14 protein-coding genes are annotated in these 15008 nt (G+C 35.1%); 4 read left to right on the plus strand and 10 right to left on the minus strand.

All coding sequences use genetic code 11. The annotated features are described in order from the left end of the window. Positions 1 to 77: 77 nt before the first annotated feature. The 4 genes from NSQ14_RS15480 to NSQ14_RS15495 form a co-directional block, all read right to left on the minus strand. The gene (locus tag NSQ14_RS15480; protein WP_034772437.1) at positions 78 to 563 is read right to left on the minus strand and encodes an NUDIX hydrolase; all 486 of its coding nucleotides are present in this window, start codon (positions 561 to 563) and stop codon (positions 78 to 80) included. A gap of 331 nt (positions 564 to 894) precedes the next feature. Next, entirely contained in the window at positions 895 to 1872 is a 978-nt protein-coding gene (gene pdxA / locus NSQ14_RS15485; RefSeq protein ID WP_034772440.1) for a 4-hydroxythreonine-4-phosphate dehydrogenase PdxA, read from the minus strand. A 3-nt stretch (positions 1873 to 1875) separates the two neighbouring features. Continuing rightward, a complete protein-coding gene (locus NSQ14_RS15490) occupies positions 1876 to 3093 on the minus strand; it encodes a four-carbon acid sugar kinase family protein (RefSeq protein WP_034772443.1) in 1218 nt (405 codons plus the stop codon). 1 nt (position 3094) lies between these two features. Continuing rightward, positions 3095 to 4057 carry a 2-keto-3-deoxygluconate permease gene (locus tag NSQ14_RS15495; protein WP_034772446.1) on the minus strand — a complete coding sequence of 321 codons (963 nt, stop codon included), beginning with the start codon at positions 4055 to 4057 and terminating at the stop codon, positions 3095 to 3097. 224 nt (positions 4058 to 4281) lie between these two features. On the opposite strand from NSQ14_RS15495, the gene NSQ14_RS15500 reads away from it, so the two are divergent. Further along, the gene (locus NSQ14_RS15500; protein WP_269919433.1) at positions 4282 to 6033 is read left to right on the plus strand and encodes a sigma-54-dependent transcriptional regulator; all 1752 of its coding nucleotides are present in this window, start codon (positions 4282 to 4284) and stop codon (positions 6031 to 6033) included. A 300-nt stretch (positions 6034 to 6333) separates the two neighbouring features. On the opposite strand, the gene NSQ14_RS15505 is transcribed toward NSQ14_RS15500, so the two are convergent. Further along, positions 6334 to 8325 carry a methyl-accepting chemotaxis protein gene (locus tag NSQ14_RS15505; RefSeq protein ID WP_034772449.1) on the minus strand — a complete coding sequence of 664 codons (1992 nt, stop codon included), beginning with the start codon at positions 8323 to 8325 and terminating at the stop codon, positions 6334 to 6336. A gap of 434 nt (positions 8326 to 8759) precedes the next feature. Between NSQ14_RS15505 and NSQ14_RS15510 the strand changes: the two genes are divergently transcribed. Then, positions 8760 to 8972 (plus strand): hypothetical protein, encoded by a 213-nt coding sequence (locus tag NSQ14_RS15510; protein WP_034772451.1) that lies wholly within the window; start codon positions 8760 to 8762, stop codon positions 8970 to 8972. A 149-nt stretch (positions 8973 to 9121) separates the two neighbouring features. Here the strand turns inward: NSQ14_RS15510 and NSQ14_RS15515 are convergent, their stop codons facing one another. Further along, positions 9122 to 9262, minus strand: coding sequence for a YrzI family small protein (locus NSQ14_RS15515; RefSeq protein ID WP_072012706.1), 141 nt, complete (start codon positions 9260 to 9262; stop codon positions 9122 to 9124). 116 nt (positions 9263 to 9378) lie between these two features. Beyond that, entirely contained in the window at positions 9379 to 9519 is a 141-nt protein-coding gene (locus tag NSQ14_RS15520; protein WP_072012707.1) for a YrzI family small protein, read from the minus strand. A 766-nt stretch (positions 9520 to 10285) separates the two neighbouring features. Here NSQ14_RS15520 and NSQ14_RS15525 point away from each other — a divergent pair. After that, complete coding sequence (locus tag NSQ14_RS15525; protein ID WP_346216567.1) at positions 10286 to 10597, plus strand: hypothetical protein; 312 nt, start codon at positions 10286 to 10288, stop codon at positions 10595 to 10597. A gap of 12 nt (positions 10598 to 10609) precedes the next feature. Next, a complete protein-coding gene (locus NSQ14_RS15530; protein WP_346216568.1) occupies positions 10610 to 11002 on the plus strand; it encodes a MerR family transcriptional regulator in 393 nt (130 codons plus the stop codon). Between the two features lie 84 nt (positions 11003 to 11086). Here the strand turns inward: NSQ14_RS15530 and eno are convergent, their stop codons facing one another. The 3 genes from eno to tpiA are packed head-to-tail and all read right to left on the minus strand — an operon-like array spanning position 11087 to position 14709. Beyond that, on the minus strand, positions 11087 to 12382 hold the full coding sequence (gene eno / locus NSQ14_RS15535) for a phosphopyruvate hydratase (RefSeq protein WP_346216569.1): 1296 nt from the start codon (positions 12380 to 12382) through the stop codon (positions 11087 to 11089). Between the two features lie 33 nt (positions 12383 to 12415). After that, on the minus strand, positions 12416 to 13954 hold the full coding sequence (gene gpmI, locus NSQ14_RS15540; protein ID WP_041844742.1) for a 2,3-bisphosphoglycerate-independent phosphoglycerate mutase: 1539 nt from the start codon (positions 13952 to 13954) through the stop codon (positions 12416 to 12418). Then, on the minus strand, positions 13954 to 14709 hold the full coding sequence (tpiA, locus tag NSQ14_RS15545) for a triose-phosphate isomerase (protein ID WP_034772456.1): 756 nt from the start codon (positions 14707 to 14709) through the stop codon (positions 13954 to 13956). The genes gpmI and tpiA overlap by 1 nt, the downstream gene beginning before the upstream one ends. Positions 14710 to 15008: the final 299 nt, after the last annotated feature.

Consider the following 15008-nt stretch of genomic DNA (forward strand, 5'->3'; position numbering starts at 1 on the left):
AAGCCCGCGATATTCACGGGCTTTTTAGCTTTTATTTTGAATCCAAACCAAATTTCCGTCTCCGGTAGGCAAGCAATCTATTTTTTAAAAACTAACCGAAAATAGTGGTCAATTGATGGTACAATTTCTTGATTTGTAACCATCACATCATATTCCTTCTGATTGACCCATTTGGCATCGGAAACTTCCTCCGCTTGCAATGCTAAATCGTGGATATTAGCGTTTTGCTGGAAATACCATAAATCGTAATGGGAGCAATCCCTTGTCTCTTGGTGAATGATTTTACCATTATCCGGGTTGAGGTCCATCCCAATTTCTTCTTTTATTTCACGGAGGATTCCTTGCAAACTCGTTTCACCTGCAAGGACCGATCCTCCATTACATTCCCAGAGATTCCCATATGGTTTTGTAGGGTGCCGTTTCGAGATAAGTACTTCACCCCGCTCATTTTCAATAATCGCATGAACAACTAAATGATAACTTCCCTCTGGTAACGGTACACTTCTCAGATGAGTTTTCCCCGTTTTCTTCCGGTTGATGTCATAAACATCCCATAATTCCATTTCTGGTCACTCCAAATTATTTTCTTTTCACTATCATATCACATATTGTTATCCATTGAAAACTTACTAAGGGCTTCTGTATTAGAATGGGTATCAATTGGTTTCAAATTCCGTGAAGCTAAATTGGCAAAATCTCAAAACATCATGATGGGGATAGGCGAAAAAATTGATTCATTGCGTTATGGATAAAACTGCATGACGGGATTATATAAAAACACCGAAATGTAGATTAAATAAGAGAAACTGCTTTCCAATTGTTAATTGGTCTCTAACAATCGGGAAAGCAGTTTCTTCTCGCAATGTCTTCCTAACAACTAAACATTGTTACAAATTATGAATTTCTACTAAATTGAATACCCAATTTAATAGCCCATAACATAGATTCCTCCTTAGCGATCCCCTTACCTGCTATATCAAAAGCAGTTCCATGATCAACCGAGGTCCGAATAATTGGTAAGCCCAATGTAACATTTACGCCACTATCAAATGCCAATAATTTCATTGGAATATGTCCTTGATCGTGATACATGGCAACAACAATATCATATTTACCCTGTGAAGCTTTTAAAAATACAGTGTCTGGAGGAACCGGGCCTTCTACATTATAACCTTGAGCTTTCTTTTCGTTTACAGCTGGAACAATTTCATCCATATCCTCATTTCCAAATAATCCAGCCTCTCCACTATGGGGATTTAGTCCCGCTACTGCTATTTTAGGGTTCGTAACTCCTAGTTTTATTAAGGCATCGTGTGCTAGTTCAATACACTCCATCACTCTATCCTTTTTGACACGATTACATGCCTCCCTCAAGGCTACGTGGGTGGAAACGTGTACTACTGATAGCCTCTCGCTCCAAAGCATCATTGTATATTTTTTTGTATTTGTTAATGTTGCAAAAATTTCTGTATGTCCATCAAAATTATAACCACCTAAATGTAATGCTTCTTTGTTTAAAGGGGCTGTTACAACTGGTCCAATTTCTCTATTTAGCGAAAATTGAATTGCTGATTCCACATATTTATATGCCGCAGCCCCTGCAGTCGGACTCACTTCACCAATCTTTATATCATCAAAGGATAAATCCATAACGTTTAATACATTTATATATCCAGATTTGAACTCTGAAGGCTTCGTGATTGAATTAACTTTATAATCGAGATTTAATAAATTTACATAGAAATTAATAATCGATGTACTACCGAAAATAATAGCGTTATTTAAGTAGTCCACATTACTAGCTAATGCCTTAACAGAAATCTCAGGTCCAACACCTGCAGGATCACCCATTGTAATTCCAATCTTTTCCATTTTTTATTTCTCCTTTAATTTTCCAATACAGTATAGTAAATCTTCTTCTTTTCCAAATGCACCGGCCTTAGTAATCAAATTGGTTCCGTCATATTTTCCACCAATTAATTTTGACTTAATAATTCCGGTTAATACCTCAGCTTCAATTGTACACCCAGTTCCCTCCAATTTATCAATGACAGCAATTGCGGTGTCTCCACCCGTTAAAAATAATCCCGAGACATCTACACTTTCCAGTACTCCTTTTGTAATGCTTGATAAACTGTTTTGAACAAATGTGCTACTATCAATTTTTGACAATCCTTTTTGTTTTTCTGCATAAGCTATAGTAGCTGCGTATTCTTCTCTCGTTCTGCACGCAGTTAATATAACATCCTTTTTACTGTTTAAAGCATCAACGATTTTCTCTGTATAATCAGGATATCTTTTTTTATCAAATATTGACTCAATATCAATTTGAATAACTTCAACTCCATTTTTTTCTGCATAATTCATTTGATTACGACTAGCTTCACTTATACTGCCTACAACAGATAATACCGGTGCAACAGGATAGATATTCTCAAATATTCCTTCTGTTAATCCTGCAGAACCAACATATAATATTCTCTCATTGGTATTAATTAATATACTAGCCAATTTTAAGATGTCAGCTGTTGTTAGAATATCAAAAGTATGGAATACACCACCGTTTAATATATCAACATCTTCATATAAACTTTTTTGGCTATGATGAATGACTTTTACTTTCAGCTCATTTTCAAGTAATTCGACTATATTATCCGTTTTAATTGGACTAAGAGGATCATTAGCAACCTCGGTTTGCATTAATGGAGTCCCAGACAGCATATGAATTTTATTTTGCGTCGTTCTTCCAATCTTTGGGTAGGCAGGCGCAAAAACCACCTTTGTTGGCTTATATATATCACATACTGCTTTTACCTCAACTGCGATATTCCCACGAAGGGTAGAGTCTACCTTTTTATATACAATATCAAATTGATTATATTCAAGAACCTCACTTGTTAGTCTCTTTACTTTTTGAAATGCATCTTCTTTAGGCAAATTACGAGATTCTGTATCCAAAACGATAGAATTATCAATACTTCCTTTTTTGGGAAATAGTAAAACATCGACAGGAATTCCTCTTTTTTTCATTTGTACACCTGAGTCATTTGAACCCGTCAAATCATCAGCTATAATTAAATATTTTTTTTTCATTTCATCCAACCTCGTTAGCAAGGATTCTTTTCTTCTTTTTTTCATATTTATTCAAGAGACTAACAAGGATAGGACATAGAATTGCTGTGACAATGATTGCTGCAGCAACTTGGGCAGTAGCTTCAGCTGATATAGCAGAAAAACCATCATCAATTGTTGCAATGATTGCTGGTGTTCCGACTGCGTTACCAGCTGTTGAACCAATTGCCGCTCCAACTACAGGATGTTCAAATTTTAGTAGTTTATATACAAAGTATCCAGCAAATCCTGTAATTAAAGTACATGCAATACCTAAAATGATTCCAGAAGCTCCTGCAGTAATTAATTGACTAAAGTTTAAAGCTGCTCCTAAAGGAAATGCAAAGAAAGGAATTAATAAGGTAGTACCTGGTGCCAAAAAATCCCGAATGTCTTCATCTAAATTACCTAAAATAAAACCAAGTAGAATAGGAATGAGTGCAGCTATAAGTGCTGAAAATGGAACTTCTGCAAGTCCAGTTGCTCCAAAAGCTAGTAATGTAAAGAACGGACCGTCACTTAGCGCAATAATGGAGGTTGCGCCAACGTCTGTTGAATCTCCATATTCTCCTGCAAGAGCAGCATATAGCCCCCCATTCTTATTGGTCATCGCAGCAACAATAGCTAAAGGTGTAATTCCTAAAACTCCTTCCATACCAAAATAATAGTTGACAACAATCCCGATTAATGCTCCTATACCTACCTTCGTAACAAGTAAAATGACTCCTTTTAAGATTGGTGTTCCAGCTTGCTTTATGTTAATTTGGGCTCCATTACATAATAAAAATGCTCCTAATAATGTAGCTGCCCCTGTTTTAAATAATGCTTCGGTAAATCCACCAACAGCAAAAAACTGTGGGAAAAATGTGTTTGTTAAAGCTCCCAGAATTAATGGTACTACCATCATACCACCCGGAATTTTTTTAACTGTTTGTAATATCTTCATAATATCCTCCCTTTAATTTACTGATTCTAACATTTCCCCAATTAATTAGAGACATTATTAAAATCATTTACTGACTACATTTTCAATCATAAAGCGATTACATTATTTTTACTATACTAATTCTCTTTAATTTGTTTCATTTTCAAACATATTTACTCCACAGGAAAAATATTATATTATATTAATATAAAAGTGTTTCAATTTGAAACAAAGGAGATATTTCCATGAATAAGATTCGAGTCCTAGGTATAGCACCCTTTGAATATTTACTGCTTACTATGAAGCAAATTGCTTCTAAATTTGAAGATTTATATTTTGAAGGTTTTGTAGGGGACCTATATGAAGGTGTTGCACTTGCAAAGGAAAAAGAAGAAGATTTTGATATTATTATTTCCCGGGGTGGAACTGCTCAACTATTAAGAAAGGAAGTGAACATTCCCACTATTGAGATTGAGGTTTCAGTTTTTGATATTTTACATGCAATAAAACTTGCAGAAAACTTTAGAGAAAAGTATGCAATAATTGGGTTTTCCAATATTACTAAACCTGCTCACACAATTGCAGAGTTACTTGGTATTGACCTAGATATAATTACGATTAATGATCAAAATGAAGTTGGTGATGTCATAAGAAATTTAAAAAAGAATAACTTTGACCTCATTATCGGTGATCAAATTACATCTAGAATTGCTGCCGAATATGAACTTAATTCCATTCTTATCCTATCGGGAGAAGAGAGCACCATGGATGCTTTTAATAATGCAATTGTTATTGCAAGATATTCATATGAACTTAAGGAAAAAATAGATTTCCATTCTAAATTTCAAAAGGCACTTGAATACTACACTTTTATTTTTAACAAAAATTATGAATTGGTATTTCAAAGTGGAGGAAAAAACTCACCTACTTTATTAAATCACCTTATTCTTAATCTTAAGAGTCGACATCTTCAGGAAAATAATAAACAAATTTCTTATGAAAAATATTATGGAAAGCTATATGAGGTTGAATGTATTTTAAAAAATTCTTTTATATATATTTCTCTAAAACCAGTAAATACCAATATTCCTTCTCGAAGTATAACATTGACTAATGATAATGGAGAAAAAGAAAATTCATTTGAAGAATTAATAAACAGCTCTTATCTAGTTGGAAATAATAAAAATATTGTAACAATGTTATCAAGATCAAAAAAGCCAATCTTATTAATCGGTGAAGTTGGGACGGGAAAAGAGAAAACAGCAAGGATGCTTCATAGGAAATTTAAGAATAAACGGTTATGGAAGATTAACGTTGGTGAACTAAGTCCCGAAGAATTTGATATTTTATTCTTCTCAGACCAATCAATCTTTTTAGATTCAGACTCAACTTTTTATATTAGTCACATTGAATTACTTTCAAATAAAAATCTAAATCTAGTTTTAGATTATATTACACATTCTCAACCTTTTAACAACAATTGGATTCTATCCTATACAAAAAACCTTAACAATCAGCCTAAAAAGAATTCACCATTACAAACATTTGACTGCAACATTATTAACCTATACAGTCTTAGAGAACGAAAACAAGATATAGGTCCAATAATAAGCATATATATTAATTCCTTAAATTATAAATATGGTAAGCAAATTATCGGTTTAGAGCCTAGTGCTCTACAGATATTGATTGAATATGATTGGCCACAAAACTTACTGCAATTAAAGAGAGTTTTAGAAGAGCTATTTGTTATTACGAAAACTTCCTATATCAATCAAAAAAGCGTAAGAATGGTTTTGGAAAATGAAGGTGCCTTATCTAGTATTACATCTCCGGCTCAAAATACATCAAGATATGATAACCTATCACTTAAAGAAATCACACATGAAATTGTAAAAGAAGCTTTAAAGAAAAACGATGGTAATCAAACTAAAACGGCAAAGGAATTGAAAATTAGTCGGAGTACTTTATGGAGAATTCTTAGAGATGATCTTTAGTAATATTAGTTAGCATTTAATTAGAAAGTGGAAAATAATAGAATTATATTAAAACGGAGGGGTATATTATAACTTTAACATAAGTTCGTTAGTTATTAGGTAAACAAAAACCCGCAAATAGAGAATAACTGCAGTATTTTAGCGGGTTTTTGTTATATATAAGTGAATTTATTACTTCTTACTTTAACTCCAAGATTTAAAAAGTCTGTGGTTATGATATTTACAAACATGAAAAGTCACAAACTGATTTAGCAGTTTGTGCCCTTGTTCTTTTCACTAATGTGCTCATTAGGTAAGTTGTTACAATTTAAATTGGTTAACTATCTCTTGTAACTCCTCAGCAATTGCTGTTAGGGATGCAGCAGAATGAGCAATTTCTTCCATAGATGCAAGTTGTTCCTCCGTCGATGCAGAAACGTTTTGAGCTTCAGATGTCGTTGCTTCTGCAGTTGATGTGACTTGTTGGAATGTTTGAATAAACTGTTTCGCTCCTGCAGAAATTCCTTCAATATTCGTTGCAACAACCTTTACTTGATCAGTAATTTTATCCGTGAACCCTTTTATTGTTGAAAAAGATGAACCTGCATTGTTTGCCACGGAAATTCCTTTTTCTACTTGTTCGGTTGCTGCTTCCATGGACTGTACTGTGGTTGATGTTTCATCTTGAATTTTTTCAATCATTTGTTTAATTTTTTCTGCCGATTGAGTGGACTCTTCCGCCAATTTACGTACCTCATCAGCAACAACAGCAAACCCCTTTCCATGTTCGCCCGCTCTTGCCGCCTCTATTGCAGCATTTAATGCAAGTAAATTTGTTTGACCGGCAATATCTGTAATTACATCGATAATTTTATTAATTTCAGAAGACAGATTACCTAAGCCTTGAATGTTTGTTGCTAATTCAAGGGTGTTTTGCTTAATTGATTCCATTTGGTTAATTGTTTTTTCTATTGATTTATTTCCTTCATCAACAGCTTGCTTCGTACTTTGAGCTGTTTGTGTCACATCATTCGCCATTACCGACATTTCATGAATAGAATTTACCATGCCCTCTGCTACTTTTTGACTCTCTAAAATATTGTTCGATTGGTCATCCATACTAGATGCAATCTCTTGAATTGATGACGAAATTAACTCTGTTGCTGCTGTATTTTGTTCCGCCCCTAAGTTTAATTGCTCAGAAGCAGATGTAAGACTGCCAGCTTTGTCACGAACTTCCGTAATAACAAAATGAAGATGTTTTCGCATATTGTTGAAGGCTTTTGCTAATTTTCCAAGCTCATCATTTCTTTCCAAATCAATATGAACAGTTAAATCACCCTGACTAATTTTCCCACTTGCATCGGCTAATAATTTGATTGGCTTGGAGATCGAGCGCGTAATAAACAAGACAATCGTTGTTCCGATAATTAGCGATAAGATGATTACATATAAAGTAGTCATTAAAATGTGTCTCACTTCTTGATTTACCTCATTATTCAACATTGTACCGACAATTTTCCAACCTGTAACGTCGTTTGTCACATACGTCAATTTTTTAGCTTCCTTCTTGAAAACATAATCAAAATGACCTGTTTTAGAATCATACATCTTTTTGGTAAAATTTCCCGTTAATTCTTTCCCAGGGTCAAAATTCGGGTGGCTAATGACCTTTCCAGTTTTATCTAGTACAAATAAATAACCATCATTACCAATTTTAATACTACTAATAATATTCGTTAAACTATCCAGCTTTAAGTTAACTGCAACAACCCCCTGGCCATCTGCTGTTGCTTTCGCCAATGTTACCACAACTTCATTTGAAGATTTTGAAATATACGGGTCCGTGATAATCACTTTATCTGGTTGATCCATCGCTTGCTGGTACCATGGTCTTTCCCTCGGGTCATAGTCTGGCGGGTTTTTAAAGGATGTTGGAGAATTCATAAATTCCCCGTTCTCATTTCCAACATAGGTCTGTTCAACGACATCTTCCTTTGCGTTTTGAATATTGTCTAAAACTTCCCTCGTTTTCGCATCCTCACCATTAACGATATTACCGGCTATAATTTCATTAGACAGATAATCGATATTTTCCATCTGTGCTTTCATAAATTGACTGATAGTATTACCAACAATCGATACATCTTTCTTAGCCATTTTCATTATTTGGTCCTCAGTTTTATCATTTGCACTTATATATGAGGTTAATCCTATTACAATACTCGGAATTAATAATGTGCATAAAAAGGAGATAATCAGCTTGTTCCTTATATTTAATGCAAATTTTTTCCTGTCCCCATTTTCTTTCAACTAAAATTCCTCCTTTATGTTTTTGAGTGTAAATCATATTTACTTTTTTAAGAACATGCGCCATTTCATTGTCTAGTCAATATGGAACAAATGAATACCGGTCAGTTTGAAACTAAACCTATTTTAGGGTAGATGGTGGGGGTATGATTTTGGAAGCCTATGTTGGTTTCTAAAAAAGCCCTTATTTTACTAAAATAATATAACCCAAAAAGTGACTCCTTTATTTTATCGACTTTTCGTGCTGATGTTTTATGCATAAGGACATTGTTGTTATATTTTTATTTGTCTAAATGTTTCGGGTACTATGATTAAATTTATGTACCAAAAAAGTTTTTTTGGGATAGTTTTTTACTAAAACCTGTAATAAATGGAAGGGAGCTAAATATTATGCTTTCGTAAATTTATAGATGTATTAGATTTATAGAGATAACTGAATGAGAAAAACGAATGGGAGCTATTCAAGTCTTCGAGGAGAACACCGGGGTACTTTCCGAGTAAAAAAAGCAGAGCGAATTACTCTGCTTTTAGGTGTCCATAAAAATGCAGTTTCTAAAAAAACTAACGAGTCAATTTTACCTGTTATGAACGAATGGTATCAAACTTGGCTTGATTTTTTTATAGCTATTTCTTTCTCTTTCTATAAATAAACATAATAATCAACATATGAAGTGACAATTTTCCAACCTCCTAACAAAAATGACTAGGTGGTATCTTTCTCCACCCATAAAATTGAAAATCTCTTTTGCATGATATAAATCATCATGATAACCACCTTTCCTTCATATTTTCGTACAAATTATAAATTGCGGATATATTTTGCCGCACGGTCTTTATTTTCCTCATATAATTTTTCCACCCTCTGGTCGTTCAGTGCTTCTTCAAGGGTGATCTTCCTTTTGCTGATTGTAATTGTAAAAAACAAAATATTGATGGTCATGCTCTTTTCACCTCCTTATCCGGTTATTCAGCATCCGACCTCCAGTACAACTCATAAATCGCCTATATCGTAAAATCATTTGTCCTCACACCTTTCCTAAGTTTTTTTTCACTAAATTAATGGTTCCCCATAAAAGTGGAAATTCGCATTTGGTTCTGTTCATAAAGTTTTTCAACTTGTTGATTATGAAGTTCCTCTTCAAGAGAAATTTCCCGCTGTTTTATTGTAATGCTGACAAACAAAATATTGATGGTCATATTCTTTTCACCTCCATTTCTATATCAAAAAAATGTAAAAAGCCGCAAAGAGACTGCTCCCTGCGGCTTTAAAAAGGCACAAAAATACCGCAGGGCACGATTCTCCCTACGGCATGGATATACTTAATTGCAAATAAATCCTAAGCGATCCATTTAGATTCGGTCGAATGCGTGTTATTTCGATTCATGATTGTTTTGCCAAAGAAATTTTTAATAATCATCATTGCACTCGACCTCCTTAAAATTTTTTCTTACATTGGTAATTATATCCACTTTATGGTAATTTGTAAACTGATTTTTTGCCTAATTTATAATTTTTTTTCGTAAAACTATATTAGAATAAAATGCATGTATTTAACTAAAAAATAATTTTTCTTGACCTGGAAGCCATTATAGCAAAGTATGTTGTGAAGATTTTTTAAGTTATCCACAATATAAAAAATGATTAGCACCCAAAAAGGTTTTAAGGAAAGATTTGCGCCAAATATAGTACTAACAATTTTTATCAAGACACAATATATTGTCATTTGAGCGTGAATGTTTTTGAAAAATGGGCTTTTTGGGTGATAACCAAAAAATATATTATCCACATTTATTAATAAATACACAAATTTTGTTCATTTTGACTTCAAATGTGGATAAGTTTATTTGAAAAACTTTACACGTTGTGGATAAGTCGTATTAATAAATGAAGAATTTACTTGACCTAGAGTGAACTCCATCATTTATAGTTAGGTTAATTCTCATAGATGAGGTGATCTAATTAATGGTTTTGGTTTATATATTGATTATTGCTTATGGATTATTAACCATTTTAGCCGGTATTTCTCAAATAAAAATAAAGAAAATGCATGTACTTCCATTTGTTTTTGTTATTCTTTCAGTTATAATGCTTTCTAGTCTTTTGATTTCTAATATTACTCTCATGATTGCTATACTTGTATTGGTCTTTATTGGAATGCATGTAACTGCACTCGTTCAGGGTGCTGTTGTAAATCGAAAAATTCATTATCGTCATCATTTCATAAGGCTGGTATTTCATAGTATTATTATTACACTGATTTTAATTCTTGAATAAGGTGATGTCCTCATGAAGATTGGTGAATTTGCTGAAAAGGTTAATGTAAGTCAGGATACCCTTCGTTACTATGAAAAGATTGGATTGTTAAAACCAACTATTGTCAATAAACAGAGAAACTATACGAACGAGGATAAGGAAGTTATTCAGACCATCATTAAGTTAAAAATGAATGGATTTCGTTTACAAGAAATTAAGGCGTTGTTCGATTTATCCAAAGAGATCGTAAAGGAAGCGTTAAGCTCCGTAGATATTAACAACATTATTCAACTAAGGGAAATGTTCAATCATAAATACAGTGACATGATAGAAAGGGAAAAACAAATAAAAGATATTAAGGAAGTGCTTATTCGAGCAATGATGAAAATTGATTGGTTACTTGATAAAACAAATCATTTGGAATAATTTCCGCATACTAACGTTTGGCAATTATTCCAAAAAAAGAAGGCTACCCACTATATAAGTGAGTAGCCTTGCTGGAAGTTAATATTATAATGATCTTAAGTTATAGAAAGTTTTTTTACCAAGGTATTGTGCTGTTTTAGCCAATTGGTCTTCAATACGAAGCAGTTGGTTGTATTTTGCAACACGATCGGTACGAGATGGAGCACCTGTTTTAATTTGACCGGCGTTTGTAGCAACAGCGATATCAGCAATTGTTGTATCTTCAGTTTCACCGGAGCGATGGGATACAACAGCTGTGTAACCGGCACGTTTCGCCATTTCAATTGCATCAAAAGTTTCCGTTAATGTACCGATTTGGTTTACTTTGATTAGGATAGAGTTTGCAATTCCTTGTTCAATACCACGAGCAAGTTTTTCTGTATTCGTAACGAACAGGTCATCACCGACTAATTGAACTTTTTTACCAAGACGTTCCGTTAAAAGTTTAAATCCTTCCCAGTCGTTTTCATCGAGACCGTCTTCAATAGATACGATTGGGTATTTGCTGCAAAGATCTTCATAGAATGCAACCATTTCTTCAGATGTACGAACAACACCTTCACCAGGGAAGTGGTATTTCCCATCTTCTTTGTTAAATAATTCCGAGGAAGCAACGTCCATTGCAAGCATTACTTCTTCACCAGGTTTGTAACCAGCTTTTTCGATTGCTTCTACAATTGTAGAAAGTGCTTCTTCGTTTGTTTTTAAACTTGGAGCAAAGCCGCCTTCATCGCCAACAGCGGTATTATAACCTTTTGCTTTTAAAACAGAACGGAGGCTATGGAATACTTCTGCACCCATGCGTAATGCTTCACGGAAGTTTGGCGCACCTACAGGCATGACCATGAATTCCTGAATATCAACCGTACTGTCAGCATGTTTCCCACCGTTTAGAATGTTCATCATTGGTACCGGAAGTTGTTTTGCATTGAACCCTCCAAGGTATTGATACAATTCAATTCCGAGGAAGTCTGCAGCTGCACGAGCAACAGCAAGAGAAACACCAAGAATAGCGTTCGCACCTAATTTACCTTTGTTTGGTGTACCATCAAGTTCGATCATTGCTTTATCGATTGCTACTTGATCCATAACGTTGAAGCCGATAATTTCCGGTGCAATAATGTCATTTACATTTTCTACAGCTTTTAAAACACCTTTTCCTAAATAACGGCTTTTGTCACCGTCACGTAATTCTACAGCTTCATATTCACCGGTGGATGCACCACTTGGTACTAAAGCGCGGCCAAATGCGCCGGATTCTGTTAATACTTCTACTTCTACAGTTGGGTTGCCGCGGGAGTCAAGTACTTCACGAGCATAAATTTCAGTAATTGTTGGCATATCTAAAACCTCTCCTTTATTTCCATTTATTGGTCATAATTTTGCAATGATGGATTCTCCGGTCATTTCTTTCGGTTTTTGAATTCCCATCATATCAAGTATAGTCGGTGCTAAATCACCTAATTTACCACCGGCACGCAAGGTAACATTTTTGTCTGTTACAATAACGGGAACCGGATTGGTTGTATGGGCAGTCATTGGTCTCCCTTCTAAAGTAATTACTTCTTCAGAGTTACCATGGTCAGCGGTAATAATGGCTTTGCCGCCTTTTTCAAGTATCAAGTCAACTACTTTGCCCAAGCATTTATCAACGGCTTCAATTGCCTTTACAGTCGGTTCCAATTTCCCGGAGTGACCAACCATATCAGGATTCGCATAGTTTAAAATGATCACATCATATTTGTCAGCTTTAATTTGCTCAATTAAAGCATCGGTTACTTCATAAGCACTCATTTCCGGTTTTAAATCATAGGTTGCCACTTTTGGTGAGTTAATTAAAATTCGATCCTCACCGGGATTCACTTCTTCTTTACCACCGTTAAAGAAGTACGTAACATGTGGATATTTTTCAGTTTCAGCTATACGTAATTGCTTTAGATTATGCTTAGCCAAAACCTCACCTAATGTATTATCCAAGTTCACCGGTTCGTAAGCCACATAACCTTTTACGGTTTCGCTAAAATGAGTTAAACATACGAAATGTAAATTTTTCGGCCATCTTGGACCACGATCAAACCCGTCGAATTCTTCATTTGTGAACACATTCGAAATTTGAATGGCCCGGTCAGGACGGAAGTTATAGAAGATGACTGCATCTTCGGCTTTAATCGTTGCTACCGGTTCACTATTTTCGTTTACCATAACAGATGGAATGACGAATTCATCATAAATTCCATTTGCATAACTGTCATCTATTAATTGAATGGGATCTTGGTATGTCGGACCTTCCCCGTAAACCATGGCACGGTAACATTTTTCTTCACGATCCCAACGTTTGTCACGATCCATAGCATAGTATCGGCCAGAAATCGTAGCGAACTGACCTACACCATATTCTTTCATTTTTTCAAGTGTTTCATGGATATAAGTTTTTGCCGTTTGTGGGCCGACATCCCGTCCATCTAAAAAGGCGTGTACATAAACATTTTTCACGCCTTGATCAGCGGCAAGTTTTAGCAATGCAAACATATGATTAATATGGGAATGTACACCACCATCTGATAAAAGTCCGAATATGTGCAAGTTCGTTCCTTTTTCTTTCACATGATTCATTGCATTAAGGAATGTTTGATTTTTGGCAAATTCGCCTTCACGAATAGAAATATTAACTCTTGATAAACTTTGATAAACAATGCGGCCGGCACCGATGTTCATATGACCGACTTCGGAGTTTCCCATTTGACCTTCAGGAAGGCCGACAAATTCACCGTCTGCCCTTAGCGTTGAATGCGGAAACTCATTCCAGTAACGGTCAAAATTCGGTTTATTTGCATGTGCTACCGCATTTCCCTTCGTTTCTTCGCGTAAACCAAATCCATCCAGGATGATTAACGCTGTTGGAGATTTACTCATTATTTTCCTGCCTCCAATAGTTGTAAAAATGAATTTGGATCTAGGCTGGCACCGCCAACTAATGCCCCATCAATATCTGATTGGTTCATTAATTCTTGGATATTGCCAGGCTTTACACTGCCACCATACTGGATCCGTATCTTTTCCGCTGTACCTTGATCATATTGTTCTGCCACCGTTTCCCGGATATAAGCACATACTTCATTTGCATCTTCCGCACTGGCGGTTTTCCCGGTACCGATTGCCCAAATCGGTTCATAGGCAATAACTACTTTTGCCACTTGTTCTTTGGTTAATCCGACAAGTCCTTTTCGTGTTTGCGTATGAACGACTTGTTGCCATTGGCCAGCTTCTCGTTCTTCCAATGTTTCTCCTACACACATGATTGGAGTTAATCCGTGTCTAAAAGCTGCATGAACCTTTTTATTGACTGACTCATCGGTTTCATTGAACATTTCCCGCCGTTCAGAATGGCCAATGATCACATATTGTACACCTAAATCTTTTAAGGCTACCGGACTGATTTCTCCGGTAAATGCTCCTTCATCTTCAAAATGCATATTTTGTGCACCAACGCGAAGGTCCGTTCCTTTTATTTCTTGAACAAGTCGATCCAGAAAAAGCGCCGGGGCACAGATGACGGATTCAACCGATTCAAAACTCGGGATTTTTTGCTTTACTTCAGATGCAAAATTGACTGCTTCTTGCAAGGTTTTATTCATTTTCCAGTTCCCTGCTATAATCGGTTTACGCATAATACACCTTCCCTTTACTTTCTTTACGATTGGCCCTGCAATTGTATATTTCCACAAAACTTGTATCCTTATCAATGAAAAGGCGAGGAAATCTTGCAGAGCCGGCACACTGTTAATACGAATAATTTATCATTTAATGCTGGAATATGCATGTACATTCCAACCAAGTCCGTATCAATACGAATGTTTTTTTACTTCATTGCACGTGATTGAACAAATGTAAAGATATTCGTAACATGATCGTATCAATACAAATGATTTTTTTACTTGCAACTGCTCTCTAATTTAGCAGCCAATAT

Source organism: Caldifermentibacillus hisashii (assembly GCF_039654145.1).
GTDB lineage: Bacteria > Bacillota > Bacilli > Bacillales > Caldibacillaceae > Caldifermentibacillus > Caldifermentibacillus hisashii.